12 protein-coding genes are annotated in these 14,232 nt (G+C 72.0%); 7 read left to right on the top strand and 5 right to left on the bottom strand.

The genetic code is table 11. The annotated features are described in order from the left end of the window. Window positions 1–9: 9 nt before the first annotated feature. Entirely contained in the window at window positions 10–3,561 is a 3,552-nt protein-coding gene (locus ACYVF4_RS03185; protein WP_460719647.1) for a proline dehydrogenase family protein, read from the bottom strand. A gap of 152 nt (window positions 3,562–3,713) precedes the next feature. On the opposite strand from ACYVF4_RS03185, the gene ACYVF4_RS03180 reads away from it, so the two are divergent. Next, window positions 3,714–4,628 carry a LysR family transcriptional regulator gene (locus ACYVF4_RS03180; RefSeq protein ID WP_460719645.1) on the top strand — a complete coding sequence of 305 codons (915 nt, stop codon included), beginning with the start codon at window positions 3,714–3,716 and terminating at the stop codon, window positions 4,626–4,628. A 71-nt stretch (window positions 4,629–4,699) separates the two neighbouring features. On the opposite strand, the gene gndA is transcribed toward ACYVF4_RS03180, so the two are convergent. Both gndA and eda read right to left on the bottom strand, forming a co-directional pair. Next, window positions 4,700–6,148, bottom strand: a complete 1,449-nt coding sequence (gene gndA / locus ACYVF4_RS03175) for an NADP-dependent phosphogluconate dehydrogenase (RefSeq protein ID WP_460719643.1) — start codon at window positions 6,146–6,148, stop codon at window positions 4,700–4,702. Between the two features lie 114 nt (window positions 6,149–6,262). After that, complete coding sequence (eda, locus tag ACYVF4_RS03170) at window positions 6,263–6,910, bottom strand: bifunctional 4-hydroxy-2-oxoglutarate aldolase/2-dehydro-3-deoxy-phosphogluconate aldolase (protein ID WP_460719641.1); 648 nt, start codon at window positions 6,908–6,910, stop codon at window positions 6,263–6,265. A gap of 107 nt (window positions 6,911–7,017) precedes the next feature. On the opposite strand from eda, the gene ACYVF4_RS03165 reads away from it, so the two are divergent. Beyond that, window positions 7,018–8,445 carry a gluconokinase gene (locus tag ACYVF4_RS03165; RefSeq protein WP_460719639.1) on the top strand — a complete coding sequence of 476 codons (1,428 nt, stop codon included), beginning with the start codon at window positions 7,018–7,020 and terminating at the stop codon, window positions 8,443–8,445. Between the two features lie 6 nt (window positions 8,446–8,451). Here the strand turns inward: ACYVF4_RS03165 and ACYVF4_RS03160 are convergent, their stop codons facing one another. After that, window positions 8,452–9,144 (bottom strand): FadR/GntR family transcriptional regulator, encoded by a 693-nt coding sequence (locus tag ACYVF4_RS03160; RefSeq protein ID WP_460719637.1) that lies wholly within the window; start codon window positions 9,142–9,144, stop codon window positions 8,452–8,454. Window positions 9,145–9,339: 195 nt separating this feature from the next. Between ACYVF4_RS03160 and ACYVF4_RS03155 the strand changes: the two genes are divergently transcribed. From ACYVF4_RS03155 to ACYVF4_RS03145, 3 genes are read left to right on the top strand one after another with little or no spacing between them, the layout of a single operon-like run. Then, entirely contained in the window at window positions 9,340–10,728 is a 1,389-nt protein-coding gene (locus ACYVF4_RS03155) for a GntP family permease (RefSeq protein ID WP_460719635.1), read from the top strand. Then, on the top strand, window positions 10,725–11,519 hold the full coding sequence (locus ACYVF4_RS03150) for an SDR family oxidoreductase (RefSeq protein ID WP_460719633.1): 795 nt from the start codon (window positions 10,725–10,727) through the stop codon (window positions 11,517–11,519). Before ACYVF4_RS03155 ends, ACYVF4_RS03150 begins: the two co-directional genes overlap by 4 nt. A gap of 28 nt (window positions 11,520–11,547) precedes the next feature. After that, window positions 11,548–12,564, top strand: coding sequence for a zinc-binding dehydrogenase (locus ACYVF4_RS03145; protein ID WP_460719631.1), 1,017 nt, complete (start codon window positions 11,548–11,550; stop codon window positions 12,562–12,564). A gap of 4 nt (window positions 12,565–12,568) precedes the next feature. Here ACYVF4_RS03145 and ACYVF4_RS03140 read toward each other — a convergent pair whose 3' ends face one another. Further along, window positions 12,569–12,691: a hypothetical protein gene (locus tag ACYVF4_RS03140; protein WP_460719629.1), complete on the bottom strand. Its 123-nt coding sequence runs from the start codon at window positions 12,689–12,691 to the stop codon at window positions 12,569–12,571. 218 nt (window positions 12,692–12,909) lie between these two features. On the opposite strand from ACYVF4_RS03140, the gene ACYVF4_RS03135 reads away from it, so the two are divergent. Together ACYVF4_RS03135 and pth are read left to right on the top strand one after the other, a co-directional pair. Continuing rightward, window positions 12,910–13,557 carry a 50S ribosomal protein L25/general stress protein Ctc gene (locus ACYVF4_RS03135; protein ID WP_460719627.1) on the top strand — a complete coding sequence of 216 codons (648 nt, stop codon included), beginning with the start codon at window positions 12,910–12,912 and terminating at the stop codon, window positions 13,555–13,557. Window positions 13,558–13,644: 87 nt separating this feature from the next. After that, window positions 13,645–14,229: an aminoacyl-tRNA hydrolase gene (pth, locus tag ACYVF4_RS03130; protein WP_460719625.1), complete on the top strand. Its 585-nt coding sequence runs from the start codon at window positions 13,645–13,647 to the stop codon at window positions 14,227–14,229. Window positions 14,230–14,232: the final 3 nt, after the last annotated feature.

Below are 14,232 nucleotides of genomic sequence, written 5' to 3'. Positions count from 1 at the left end.
CCCCGCGGATCAGATGATGCCGTCCGAGAGCGCGTTGGGCGTGCCGAAGCGGTGCGCCGTGATCGAGACCGCCTGCTCGTGCAGGTGCGGCAGCATCTCGACGCGGCCCGCAGAGACCACGGGACCGCCGTACACGGCGATGTCGGGCTTGCCGTTCGCCGCGGCGTACACCGCCGTCACCTCGTCCGCCCGGGAGGCGCCGGCCACGACCCGAACGCGCGCGCTGGCGTGGGGCCCGTCCTGGGCGGCGAGGGCGGCGACGTGCGCCTCCCACGCCGCGGCGTCCTCGTAGCGGACCTCGACGCCCGCGCGCGAGAGCGCGTCGGCTATGGGCGCCGGCAGCGCGATCGGGGTGCTGACGACGGGGCGCGCCCCGGCGGCGAGCCCGGCGGCCACCGCGCGGACGACGTGGTGGACGGGCGCGTCGGCGGCCGCGCGCACCACCACCGGGACGGGCAGGTAGCGGAAGACGTTGCGCTCGACACCCAGCTGCGACACGTCGCGGGCCGTGCCGAACTCCTCGTCCCACGCCGCGGCATCCGAGCCCAGCGCCCCGCGCAGCCACGCGAGATCGGCGCTGTCCAGCCCCGCGCGCTCGGCGGCGGCCAGCAGGCCGGCCGCGCGGGCGTGCGGCGCCCGCGCCTCGCCGGCGACGGGGGCGTCGGTCCAGTCGACCAGCCCGTGCAGGTAGTTCGGCCCGCCTGCCTTGGTGCCCGCGCCGATCGCCGAGCGCTTCCACCCGCCGAACGGCTGGCGCCGCACGATCGCGCCGGTGATCCCGCGGTTGACGTACAGGTTCCCCGCCTGGACGCGCTCCAGCCACACGCGCAGCTCGTCGCGGTCGAGGGAGTGCAGGCCGCTGGTGAGGCCGTAGTCGATCTCGTTGACGATGTCGATCGCCTCGTCCAGCGTCTCGGCCGTCATGATGCCGAGGATCGGGCCGAAGTACTCGGTGAGGTGGTACTCCGACCCGCGGCGCACGCCGTCGCGCACGCCGGGGCTCCACAGGCGGTGCCCGCCGGCGCGGTCCGTGGCCAGCGGGCTGTCGCTGGGCAGCTCCCGCGGAGCGAGGAGCCAGCTCTCGCCGGCGCCCAGCTCGGTCAGCCCGCGCAGCAGCTTGCCCGACGGAGCCGTCATGATCGGGCCCATCTGGGTCTCGAGGTGCTCGGGCGTCCCGACCTTCAGCGAGCGGACGGCATCCAGGAGCTGTCCGCGGAACCGCTTGGAGGTCGCGACCGAGCCCACGAGGATCACCAGCGACGACGCCGAGCACTTCTGGCCCGCGTGCCCGAACGCGGACTGGGCGACGTCGCGCGCGGCGAGGTCGAGGTCGGCGTTCGGCGTGACGATGATGGCGTTCTTGCCGCTGGTCTCGGCGAGGATCGGCAGGTCCTGGCGGAGCTCCCGGAAGCTCTCGGCGGTCTCGTACGCGCCGGTGAGGATGAGGCGGTCCACGCGCGGGTCCGCCACGAGCGCCGAGCCGAGCTCGCGGTCGCCGAACTGCACCAGCTGCAGGACGTCCCGGGGGACACCCGCCTCCCACAGCGCCTCGACCATCACGGCGCCCGAGCGGGCCGAGCTCGCGGCGGGCTTGATGATGACGGACGCTCCCGAGGCGAGACCGGCGAGCGCGCCGCCGGCGGGGATCGCCACGGGGAAGTTCCACGGCGGGATCACCGCGACGAGCTTGGTCGGCTGGGCGGTCGCGCCCTCCACGCTCTGCAGCTGCTGGCCGAGCATGGCGTAGTAGTTGGCGAAGTCGATGGCCTCGGACACCTCGGGGTCGCCCTGGTCGAGCGTCTTGCCGCACTCCGAGCCCATCACCTCGAGCAGGTCCGCGCGGCGGGCCTCGAGGCGCTCGCCGGCCCGGTAGAGGATGCGGGCCCGCTCGTCGGCACCGAGCGCCTGCCACTTCTCGGCGGCGGCGAGGCCGCGCTCGACGGCCGCGTCCAGGCTCTGCCGGTCCTCGATGCGGGCGGCGGCCACGGCATTCGCGCCGAGGGTCGAGCCGACCATGCGCTCGGCGATCCCGCGGCCCCATGCCCGGTTGCCCGGAAGATCCGGGTCGCTGTCGGGGGTGTTCTCGAAGCCGCCGGTGCGGCCCGCGGCGACCTTCGCCTCGACGCGGGCGGGGGCGCCGTCCTCGTCGTGGTCGCGGCGATCCTGCCGGCGGTTCGGGGCGGGCACGCGGTAGGTCTCGACGGTGCCGTCGCCGGTGATGTCCTCGAGATCGCCGAGCGAGGCGAGGAAGCGCTCCTTCTCGCGCTCGAACAGCTCGGCGCTGGAGTCCAGCTCGAAGACGGCGGACATGAAGTTCTCGCTGCTGGCACCCTCTTCGAGCCGGCGGATCAGGTACGCGATCGCGACGTCGAACTCCTCGGGGTGGACCACCGGGGTGTAGAGCAGGAGCGAGCCGACCTCGCGGCGGACCGCCTCGGCCTGGCCGGTGGCCATGCCCAGCAGCATCTCGAACTCGATGCTCTGCTGCGCGCCGCGCTCCGTCGCCAGCAGCCACGCCAGCGCGATGTCGAAGAGATTGTGCCCGGCGACCCCCACGCGCACGTTCGCGACGCGCTCCGCGGTCAGGGCGTAGTCGAGGACGGCCTTGTAGCTGGTGTCGGAGTCCTGCTTCGTCCCCCACGTGGCCACCGGCCAGCCGCGGAGGGCCGCATCCACGTGCTCCATCGGCAGGTTCGCGCCCTTGACGACCCGGACCTTGATGGGCGCGCCGCCGCGGGCGACGCGTGCCGCCGACCACTCCTGCAGGCGCATCATCGCCCCGAGCGCGTCGGGCAGGTACGCCTGCAGCACGATGCCCGCCTCGAGGCCGAGGAACTCGGGTCGATCCAGGATGCCGGTGAAGACGGCGAGCGTCAGGTCCAGGTCCTTGTACTCCTCCATGTCGAGGTTGATGAACTTCTTGGGGCTCTCGGCGTTCGCGCGCGCGAACAGCGGCAGGAGCTGCTCCTGGATGTGGGCGACGGCCTCGTCGAACGCCCAGTGGTTGTGCGGGGCAACGGTGGCCGACACCTTGATCGAGACGTAGTCGACATCCGGGCGCGCGAGCAGGCGGTGGGTGCCCTCGAGGCGCCGACCGGCCTCGTGCTCGCCGAGGATCGCCTCGCCGAGCAGGTTGATGTTCAGGCGCACGCCGTCGCGCTTGAGCTTCGCGATCGACGCGCCGAGCTTGGTGTCGCTGGCGTCGATGATGAGGTGGCTCACCATCTGCCGCAGCACGCGCCGCGCGATGGGCACGACCACCCCCGGCAGCGGCTTGGCGAAGGCGCCGCCGGCGGCGATCGCCGCGCGCAGCGGCAGCGGCAGGAAGGCGGGCGTGAGGGCCACCAGTTCTGACAGCTTGCGGGCGGCGGCATCGAGGTCCTCCGGGCGGACGACGCCGTCGACGAAGCCGACCGTGAAGTCCAGCCCGTTCGGGTCCCGCAGGACGCCGGCGAGCCGCTCGGCCGACGCGTCGGCGGGATACTCCGCGGCTTCGCGCACCCACTTCTGCACGAGCTGGACGGCGTTGTTCGCGAGGGCCTGGGGGCGCGTGTTCGTCATGGGCGGCTTCCGTGGTCGGGGAGAGGGGGCGGGCGGGTCACCCGCGATGCTGAAGCTCAGTGTGACAACGCCGAAGCGTAAAGTACAGCGAAGGTATCTTTCCCATATCGTGTAGCAGAACTGATGAATCGGATCCGAGGGGAGCAGCGTCCATGCTCGATCTGAAACGGCTGCGGCTGCTGTGGGAGCTGCACGCGCGCGGGACCATCGCCGCCGTCGCCGAAGCGCGCAACTACACCCCCTCCGCGGTGTCCCAGCAGCTCGGCATCCTGGAACGTGAGGCGGGTGTGCCGCTCCTGCGGCGGGCCGGCCGGACGCTCGAGCTGACCGCCGCCGGCGAGGCGCTCGTCGCCGAGACCGAGGAGCTCATGGCGGGGCTCGAGCGCGCCGAGGCTGCGCTGCACCGCATCCGCGACGAGGTGGTCGGCACGATCCGCGTCGCGGTCTTCCAGACGGCGATGCTCGCCCTCATGCCGGCGGTGCTGCGGCGCCTGCGCGAGAGCAGCCCGGGCCTGCGGGTCGAGGTCGTCCAGTACGAGCCCGGAGCGGCGCTGCGCGAGACGTGGGCGCGCGGGTTCGACCTGGTCGTGGCCGAGCAGTACCCGGGGCACTCCGCGCGGCACTTCGCGGGGCTCGATCGCGAGCCGCTCGCGCGCGATCCGATCCGCCTGGGGCTTCCGCCGGCGGGAACCGGCGATCCCCGCTTCGACGAGGCCGGCGGCATCGGCGATCTCGCCGACCTGCCGTGGGTGATGGAGCCGCAGGGGGCGGCGACGCGGCACTGGGCCGAGCAGACGTGCCGGCTGGCCGGGTTCGAGCCGGACGTCCGCTACGAGACGGCGGACCTGCAGGCGCACCTGCGGATGATCGAGTCCGGCAACGCCGTGGGGCTGCTGCCGGGGCTGGTCCACGCCGGGGCGGTGGCGCGGCTGCGGCTGGTAGCCCTCGAGGGCGAGCCGCACCGGACGATCTTCACCGCCGCGCGCGCCTCGCAGGGCGGGCATCCGTCGCTGCGCGCGGTGCGGGCGGCGCTGGCCGAGGTCGCCGCCGAGCTCAGCTTCGACTGATGCCGAGCTGGCGGACATGACGCCGGGCGGGCCCCGTGAGGGACCCGCCCGGCGTCTGCGCGTGGGTGGGGTCAGTGGGTGTCTTCGGCTTCGATCTCGGTGCGGTCGCCGGACCATTGGGTGTGGAAGGTGCCGGGTTTGTCGGTGCGGCGGTAGGTGTGGGCGCCGAAGTAGTCCCGTTGGCCCTGGATGAGGGCGGCGGGGAGGCGTTCGGCGCGGAGGCCGTCGTAGTAGGACAGCGAAGACGAGAACGCGGGGGCGGGGATGCCGGAGTCCGCGGCGAGGCGGACGATGCGGCGCCAGGCGTCCTGGGCTCGGCCGAGGGCTTCGACGAAGTAGGGGGCGGTGAGCAGGACGGGCAGGTCGGGGGTGTCCTGGTAGGCGTCGGCGATGCGGTTGAGGAACTGGGCGCGGATGATGCAGCCGCCGCGCCAGATCTTCGAGACCGCGCCGAGGTCGATGTTCCAGTCGTACTCGGTCGCGCCGGCGCGGATCTCGTCGAAGCCCTGGGAGTACGCGACGATCTTCGAGGCGTACAGGGCCAGGCGGACGTCCTCGATGAACCCGTCGACGTCGTCGACGGTGAGGGTCTGGTCGGGGCCGGGGAGGGTGCGGGAGGCGGCGCGCTGGGCGGGGTGTGAGGACAGCGACCGGGCGAAGGTGGCTTCGGCGATGCCCGAGACGGGCACGCCGAGGTTCAGCGCGGTCTGCACCGTCCACGCGCCGGTGCCCTTCGCGCCGGCCTGGTCGACGATGACGTCGACCAGGGGCAGCCCGGTGGCGGCGTCGTCCTGGCGGAGGACTTCGGCGGTGATCTCGATCAGGTAGGACTCCAGCTCGCCGCGGTTCCAGTCCGCGAACACGTCGGCGATCTCGGCGGGGGTCTTGCCGGTGGCCTTGCGGATCAGGTCGTACGCTTCGGCGATCAGCTGCATGTCGGCGTACTCGATGCCGTTGTGGACCATCTTCACGAAGTGGCCGGCGCCGTCGTGGCCGACATGGGTCACGCACGGCTCGCCCTCGGCGACCGCGGCGATCGAGCGCAGGATCGGGCCCAGCGTCACCCACGACTCGTCGGACCCGCCGGGCATCAGCGAGGGACCCCGCAGGGCGCCCTCCTCACCCCCGGACACGCCCATCCCGACGAAGTTGATCCCGGTCTCGCGCACCGCCTTCTCGCGGCGGATGGTGTCGGTGAACAACGCGTTCCCACCGTCGACGATGATGTCGCCCGGTTCGAACACGCCCATCAGCGACTCGATCACCAGATCCGTGGGCGTGCCGGCCTTGACCATGATCACCGCGGTCCGCGGCCGCTGCAGCGACGCCGCGAAACCCTCGTAGTCGAACGAGGCCACGAACCCCGCCTCGGGATGCGCGGCCACCAGCTCATCGGTCTTGGACCGGGAACGGTTGAACACCGCCACCGTGTTGCCCTCCCGCGACGCCAGATTACGGGCCAGATTCGACCCCATCACCGCAAGCCCCACCACACCGATATTCGCCACTGCCTCGGTCACACGCACTCCTGTCGTCAAGTCTCTCCGCCATGATTCTGGCCGGTCCGTATTACGGGGTGAGGGCGGGAGGCTCACCGGACGGGCCGCGGGTTTGTGAGGGCGGACCCTCGCGGGCTAGCGTAGCGCTCCGCGTTGCACAGCCCCCGCCCGTGTGACGCCCTCTTGCGTCAACGCCGCCACGCGGTCCCAGTCGCCCTCGCGGACGGCATCGGCCGGCAGCATCCATGAACCGCCGATCGCGAGCACCTGCCCGATCTCGAGGTAGTCGGCCATGTTCTGCGGTCCGATGCCGCCCGTGGGCAGGAATCCCACGTCGCCGAAGGGCGCGGTCAGCGCCCGGAGCGCCGCCGCGCCCCCCGACGCCTCGGCGGGGAAGAACTTCACGACCTCGGCGCCGGCCTCCAGCGCCGCCTGGATCTCGGTCGCCGTGACGGCGCCCGGCAGGACGGGGATGCCGTGTGCGCGGCAGCGGGCGATCACGGCCTGACTCGTCCCGGGCGAGACGATGAAGTCCGCACCGGCGGCGACCGCGGCGTCCACCTGCTCGGGGCGGATGACCGTCCCGGCCCCGACGAGCATGCCGGGCAGCGCGGAGGCCGCGGCGATCGCATCGGCGGCGGCGGGAGTACGGAAGGTGATCTCGGCCACCGGCAGGCCGCCGGCGGCGAGGGCCGCCGAGATGCCGACTCCCTCCTGAGCGCTGTGCGCCGTGACGACCGGGATGATCCGGTGGGGGCCGAACAGGTCGAGGATCTCGTTCACGTCATCGCTTTCCGGACTCGCTGCACCGCGAGGCCGAAAAGATCATATCATTGGGCTCGACAATGATGTGCCCGCGGCACGCGACTGACGAAGATGGGGCTGCCCGCATGATCCTCCTCGCACTCGAGGCCAGCACGACCTCGGCCAAGGCGATGCTGTTCGACACCGACACCGGGCTCGCCTCGGTGCGCGCGCGCCGGTTCGAGGTGCCGGGGCCCGACGCCGCCGTGCGGGACGGCGACGCCGTGTACACCCAGATGATGGCGCTCGGTCGCGAAGTCGCAGCGGGGCGCCCGGTGGGAATGATCGTCCTCAGCGGCACCTGGCACGGTCTCGCGCTGTGCCGCGAGGATCTGACGGCGGTCACCCCCGTCCGCGAGTGGCCCTACACCGGCGCGCAGGACCTGTGCGCGCAGCTGCGCGCCGACGACGAGTTCACGTGGTGGTTCTACGAGCGGACCGGATGCATGGTCAACGCCGTCTACCCGCTCTTCAAGCTCCTGCTGCTGCGCGAGCGCGGCCTGTCGCCGGACGGGCTGCTGATGATGGATCAGCCCACGCTGAATTTCGCACGGCTCACCGGTGCGGCCTGGACGAACGCCTCCCTGGCCTCGGGCACCGGGCTGCTCAACGCCTTCTCGGGTGACTGGGATCACGAGGTCATCGACCGCTTCGGTCTCGGCGGCCTCAGGCTGCCGCGACTGGTGCCGCCCACGGCGACCGCGCCGCTCCTGCCCGAGGCCGCGGTCCTGCTCGGCGTCCCCGCCGGCATCCCGGTCCTCACGCCCGGACCCGATGGCGGCCTGAGCCAGGTGGGGGACCTGGCCACCGAGCCGGGCGACATGACGTTCTCGATGGGGACGAGCGGAGCGCTGCGTTTCTCGACGCGGCATCCGTCGTTCTCGCCGACGCTCAGCACGTGGTCGTACCGCTCGCCGACGGGCCCGCTCAGCGGCGCCGCGACCTCGGGGTGCGGCAACTGCGTCGACTGGGCGCGCGAGAGGTTCTTCGGGCAGGCCGCGGACTACAGCGAGATCGAGCCGCTGATGTCGGCTGATCGCCTGCGCACCCCGGTGTTCCTGCCGTTCCTGTTCGGCGAGCGCAGCCCGGGATGGCAGGATCAGCGCCGCGGCGGACTGCTCGAGCTCGAGCCCGAGCACACCAGGGCCGACATGTACCAGGCGGTGCTCGAGGGCGTGGCCTATTCGCTGTTCCACTGCTTCAAAGAGCTCACCGCGCTCAACGGCGCCCCGCACCGGATCGTCCTGTCCGGGGGAGTGCTGTCCTCGCCCTTCTGGACCCAGCTGGTGGTCGATGTGTTCGGCACCGAGATGGAGACCTCTGCGCGGCAGCACAGCTCGGTCGTCGGCGCGCTGCGGATGGGGCTGCGCTCGGCGGGCCTCGACGACCGGCATCCCGCTCTGGAAGAGGACCGGCCGCAGATCGTCCGCCCGCGCGCCGAGCGGCGAGCCCAGTACGACGAGGGATTCGCGCGCTACCTGGACCACTACACCCGGACCGAGCCTGCCGGCTGAGCGGGCCTACAGCTCGCGGAGCTCGCCCAGCACCGCGTCGACGTAGCGGCGCGTGTGGTGCTCGGCCGCCTCGGCATCGCCCCGGGCGATCGCGCGTGCCGTCTCGACATGGTTGTGGAGGGCCTCGTCCTCGGGGACGCCGGGGGTGAGGCCGTGGTGCTGGCGGCCGGCGATGACGGTGGCGATGGGTGACTTCACCGCCGCCAGCATCAGGTTCCCGCTGGAGTCGAGGATCAGGTCGTGGAAGGCGATGTCAGCCGCCAGGTACTCGTCGGTGTCGCCCTTGCCGGCGTGCCCCAGCTCCTCGAGCCGCATGGCCAGTCGCAGGATCTCCGCGCGCTGGACGTCGCTGGCGCGCTGCGCGCTCAGGCGCGCCGCGACCGGCTCGATGGCCGCGCGCAGCTCGGTGACCACGATCAGCTGCTGGCCCCGGCGCGGACCCGCGAGCTGCCAGCCGATCAGCCGCGGATCCAGAGCGCTCCAGTGCGAGACGTCGCGCACGGTGATCCCGACGCGGCGCCGTGAGAGCAGCATCCCCATCGCCTCGAGCACGCGCACGGCCTCGCGGATGACGGTGCGCGAGACGCCGTAGTCCTCTTCGAGGCCGGCGAGGGTCAGCACCGTGCCCGGGGCGACGTCGCCGCCGGCGATGCGGGCGCCCAGATCGTCGAGCACGGATCCGTGCGATGCCTGCGCCATGGGGGCTCCCTGCGACTGTGCGGACGACGACGACGGCGTCGTATTAAAAGTATGACGACAACTTGTCAAAGATACGATCATTGTGTGAGGATTCACCGAGTCCGCGCAGAATGCTCTCGCGGACGATCGAATCCTACGGCGGGAGCAGCGGCCCTTCGCGGCGGCTCCCGCACCTGATTGTCAATGGAGATCCAGATGGAAGATTGGACGCAGACGCTGGGAACAGCGCCGCTCCTCGGAATCGCGGCAGGAGCCATCGCGCTCATCCTGCTGATGATCATCGTGTTCAAGGTGCACGCGTTCCTCACCCTGATCATCGTCTCGCTGCTCACCGCGCTCGTGGCCGGCGTCCCGATCGGGGCGATCGCGTCGACCCTCACGGGCGGCTTCGGAGGGACCCTGGGAACCGTCGCCCTGCTGGTGGCGCTCGGGGCGATGCTGGGCAGGCTGATCGAGCACTCCGGCGGCGCCAAGGCCCTCGCCGACCGCTTCGTGCAGATCTTCGGCGAGAAGCGGGCGCCGTTCGCGCTCGGCATCGCGTCGCTGATCCTCGGCTTCCCGATGTTCTTCGACGCCGGCCTGGTCATGATGCTGCCGATCATCTTCGCCGTGGCCCGTCGCGTGTCCAAGAATAACGTGCTGCTGTTCGGCATCCCCGCCGCCGCCGCGTTCTCGGTCATGCACGTCTTCCTGCCCCCGCACCCCGGACCCGTCACCGCCAGCGACCTGTACGGCGCGAACCTGGGCATCGTGCTCCTCGTGGGCCTCATCATCGCGTTCCCGGTCTGGTACGTCTCGGGTTATCTGTGGGGGAAGTTCGTCGCCTCGCGCATCCACCTGCCGGTGCCCGCCCTGTTCGGGTCGATCGACGACGACCAGCCGGTCAACCCGCCCAAGCCCGGGACGATCATCGCGCTGCTGCTGCTGCCGATGTTCCTCATCTTGCTCAACACCGGCCTCACCACCCTGGCCGCCGCCGGTGCGGTGTCCGCCGACGACGTGTGGGTCCAGGCGCTGGTGCTCGTCGGCAACTCGGCGGTGGCGCTGCTCATCACCGTCGTGGTGGCCACGTTCGTGCTCGGCTTCCGCCGCGGCGAGAACGGCACGGCCCTCGAGAAGATCGTCGACTCGGCCCTCGGCCCGGTCGCCTCGGTCATCCTCATCACCGGGGCCGGCGGCATGTTCGGCGCGGTCCTGCGCGCCTCGGGCATCGGCGAGGCCCTCGCGGAGTCCCTCAGCGATCTCGGCCTGCCGATCATCTTCGCGGCCTACATCATCGCCGTCGTCATCCGCCTCGCGCAGGGCTCGGCCACGGTCGCCCTGGTGACCGCGGCGGGCCTGGCGGCCCCCGCGGTGACGGCGGGCGACTTCAACCCGCTGCAGATCGCGGCCATCACGCTGGCCACCGCGGCCGGGTCGGTGTTCGCCGGTCACGTCAACGACTCGGGCTTCTGGCTCGTCGGCCGCCTCATGGGGATGGACGTCAAGACCACGCTGAAGACCTGGACCGTGCAGCAGACCATCGAGTCGGTGCTGGCGTTCCTGCTCGTGCTGGTCGTCTTCGGCGTGGGCTCGCTGCTGTGACCCCCCGGCCCGAGGGCTCCGCCCCCTCCTCGCTGTTCGATGTGTCGGACCGGCTGGCCTTCGTCACGGGAAGCTCCCGTGGCCTCGGCCGGTCCCTCGCCCTCGCCCTCGCCCGCGCCGGCGCACGCATCGTCGTGCACGGCCGGGACACGGCGGCGGTCGAGGCCACGCGAGCCGAGGCGGCGGAGCTCTCGGGCCGGCCCGCGGCCGCGGTCGCGTTCGACGTCACCGACGCCGCCGCCGTCGAGCGCGGCGTGACCGCCATGCTCGCCGAGCACGGCACGCCCGACATCCTCGTCAACAACGCGGGCGTCCAACGCCGCGCCCCGTTCGCGGAGTTCGCGGTGTCGGACTGGGACGACGTCATCGCCGCGAACCTCTCGGGGGTCTTCTACGTCTCGCGCTTCGTCGCCCCGGCGATGATCGAGCGGGGCTCGGGCAAGATCGTCAACGTCGCCTCGGTGCAGTCCGCGCTGGCCCGGCAGACGATCGCGCCCTATTCCGCCTCGAAGGGGGGCGTGGCCCAGCTCACCCGCGGGATGGCCGCCGACCTCGCCCGCCACGGCATCCAGGTCAACGCGCTGTCGCCGGGCTATTTCGCCACCGAGATGAACCGCGACCTCGTCGAGGACGACGCCTTCACCGGCTGGCTCACCGCCCGCACCCCCGCGGGGCGCTGGGGCGACTTCGCCGAGCTCGACGGCGCGCTGCTGTTCCTCGCCTCGGACGCGTCGAGCTTCGTCTCGGGCCAGAACCTCTTCGTCGACGGCGGCATGACCGCCGTCGTGTGACCCGCCGATCCCGAACGGACTCCCCGTCATGCGCGCAGCCTTCATCGACGCCCCCGAGACCCTTGTCGTCCGCGAGGTCCCCGCCCCGGAGCCCGCCGAGGGGCAGGTGCGGATCCGCGTGGACTACATCGGCATCTGCGGCTCGGACCTGCACTACTACTTCCACGGCGCCAACGGCGCGTTCGTGGTGCGCGAGCCGCTGATCCCCGGCCATGAGCTGTCGGGGCGCATCGACCACGATCCCGCGGGCCAGTGGCCGCCGGGCACCCCGGTCACCGTGCATCCGGCGACGTTCGGCGCGCCCGACCCGCGCTTCCCCGACGAGCCGCACCTGTGGCCCGGCGGCGCCTACCTCGGGAGCGCCTCGACGTGGCCCCACACCCAGGGGGCGCTTCGCGAGCGGATGCTGGTCGAGCGCTCGGCGGTCCGCGTGCTGCCGCCGGAGCTCCCCGTCCGCCGCGCGGTGCTCGCCGAGCCGCTCGCGGTGGCGCTGCACGCCCTCGGCAAGGCCGGCGACGTGGCGGGACGCCGCGTGCTGGTGACCGGCTCGGGCCCCATCGGTCTGCTCGCGGTCGCGGCCGCCGTCGCGGGGGGCGCCGAGGTGACCGCCACCGACGTGCTGCCGGGACCGCTCGCGCGGGCGCGCGAGGTCGGCGCCGTCGCCACGGTCGACGTATCCGCCCAGGATGTCGAGGCGGGGGTGTTCGACGTCGTGCTGGAGTGCTCGGGTGTGGCCGCCTCGGTCTCGACGGCGCTGCGGGCGGTGCGCCCGGCGGGTGTGGTGGTGCAGGTGGGGATGATGCCCGACGAGGCCCGCCCGGTGAACCTCGCCCCGTTCGTCGCCAAAGAGGTCGCGTACGTGGGGACGTTCCGCTTCCGCGACGAGATCGATCAGGCCGTCGAGCTGCTCGCCCGGCATCCGGAGTTCGAGCGGATCATCACGCACGTGATCGACGCCGGCGACGTCGCGCGCGCCTTCGCCGTCGCGCGGGACTCCGAGGCCTCGGGCAAAGTGGTCGTGGCGGTGTGGCCGGACCCGGCCTGACCGGTCAGTCCTTGCGGTAGCCCTGGCGTCCCATCGACCAGAACGCGCCGGCGGTCAGCGCGGCGCCCGCGAGTGCCATCGCGCCGATGAGCCAGAGCAGGACGTGCGAGAAGAAGCCGTATTCCATAGGTCCTCATCGTACCGGTGTCGCTGGTAGACTCGACCACTGTACTTCGGCGAGGGATGCCGCGTCCGGCCCGTCAGGACCTGCGCAGCATCCGTGATCGACGGGGGTGTGCAGGCTCACGGTTCCTCACGCGCTCGCGTTCGAGTCGAATCCAGACCCCATACCCCGGGCCCCGCGCCCGATCGAAGAACGGGCCCGTGCGCCCGTGAGGAGAACACATGTCTCAGGACGTCGACACCAAGGTCCAGGCCGAGGTCCGCTCGAACTTCGGCAAGGGCTTCGCCCGCCGTCTTCGCGCGGCCGGCAAGATCCCCGCCGTCATCTACGGCCACGGCACCGACCCGGTGCACGTCGCCCTGCCCGGTCACCAGACCGCGCTGCTGATCCGTCGCGCCAACGCGGTGCTCGAGCTCGACATCGAGGGCGCCTCGCAGCTCACGCTCGTCAAGGACGTGCAGAAGGACCCGGTGCACCAGATCATCGAGCACATCGACCTGCTCGTGGTCAAGAAGGGCGAGAAGGTCCAGGTCGACGTTCCCGTCGTCGTGACCGGGGAGCCCTTCGCCGGCACCATCGCCACCCTCGACTCCACGACCGTCACGGTCGAGGCCGAGGCGCTGCACATCCCCGAGACCATCGAGGTGTCGGTCGAGGGCCTCGAAGAGGGTGCCCACATCACCGCCGCCGACCTGACGCTGCCCAAGGGCACCTCGCTGGTCACCGACGGCGAGACCCTCGTCGTGGCCGTCTCGGTGCCCGCCGTCGAGGAGCTGCCCGAGGACAACGCCGATGAGGCCGAGGGCGACGAGGCTGCCGAAGAGGCCGCCGGCGAGGGCGACGAGGCTGCCGAAGAGGCCGCCGAGTAAGACTTCGCCGGATCGGACGAGGGGGTGCGGATGCCGCATCCCCTCGTCCTTCTCACACGCGCGCGCCGCGCGCAGAGAGAGGACGCCATGCCCGAGACGTGGCTGGTGGTGGGCCTGGGGAACCCCGGCCCCCGCTACGAGCAGACCCGGCACAACGTCGGCCAGCTGGTCGTGGACGAGCTCGCGTCCCGCCGCGGCGAGACCTTCAAGGCGCACAAGGGCAATGCGCGGGTCGCCGAGACGTGGCTGCGTCCCGGCGCGGCGAAGATCGTGCTGGCCAAGCCCAACTCCTTCATGAACGTCTCGGGTGGTCCGGTCGCCGCCCTCGCCCGGTTCTACGGCGTGGATCCCGAGCGGGTCGTCATCGTCCACGACGAGCTGGACATCCCTTTCGACACCCTCAAGCTCAAGACCGGGGGCGGACACGGCGGCCACAACGGCGTGCGCGACGTGGCCAAGGCCCTCGGCACGCCCGACTTCCCGCGGGTGCGGGTCGGCATCGGCCGCCCCCCGGGCCGTCAGGACGCCGCCGACTGGGTGCTCGACCCGTTCGGGTCGACGGAGCGTCAGACGCTGCCGAACCTGCTGTCCGATGCCGCGGATGCCGTCGAGCAGCTGATCGACGAGGGCCTGCTCGCCGCGCAGCAGCGTCATCACGCCCCGCGCGACTGACGG

This window comes from Microbacterium aureliae (genome assembly GCF_054780155.1).
This window is presented reverse-complemented; position numbering and strand designations above follow the sequence as displayed.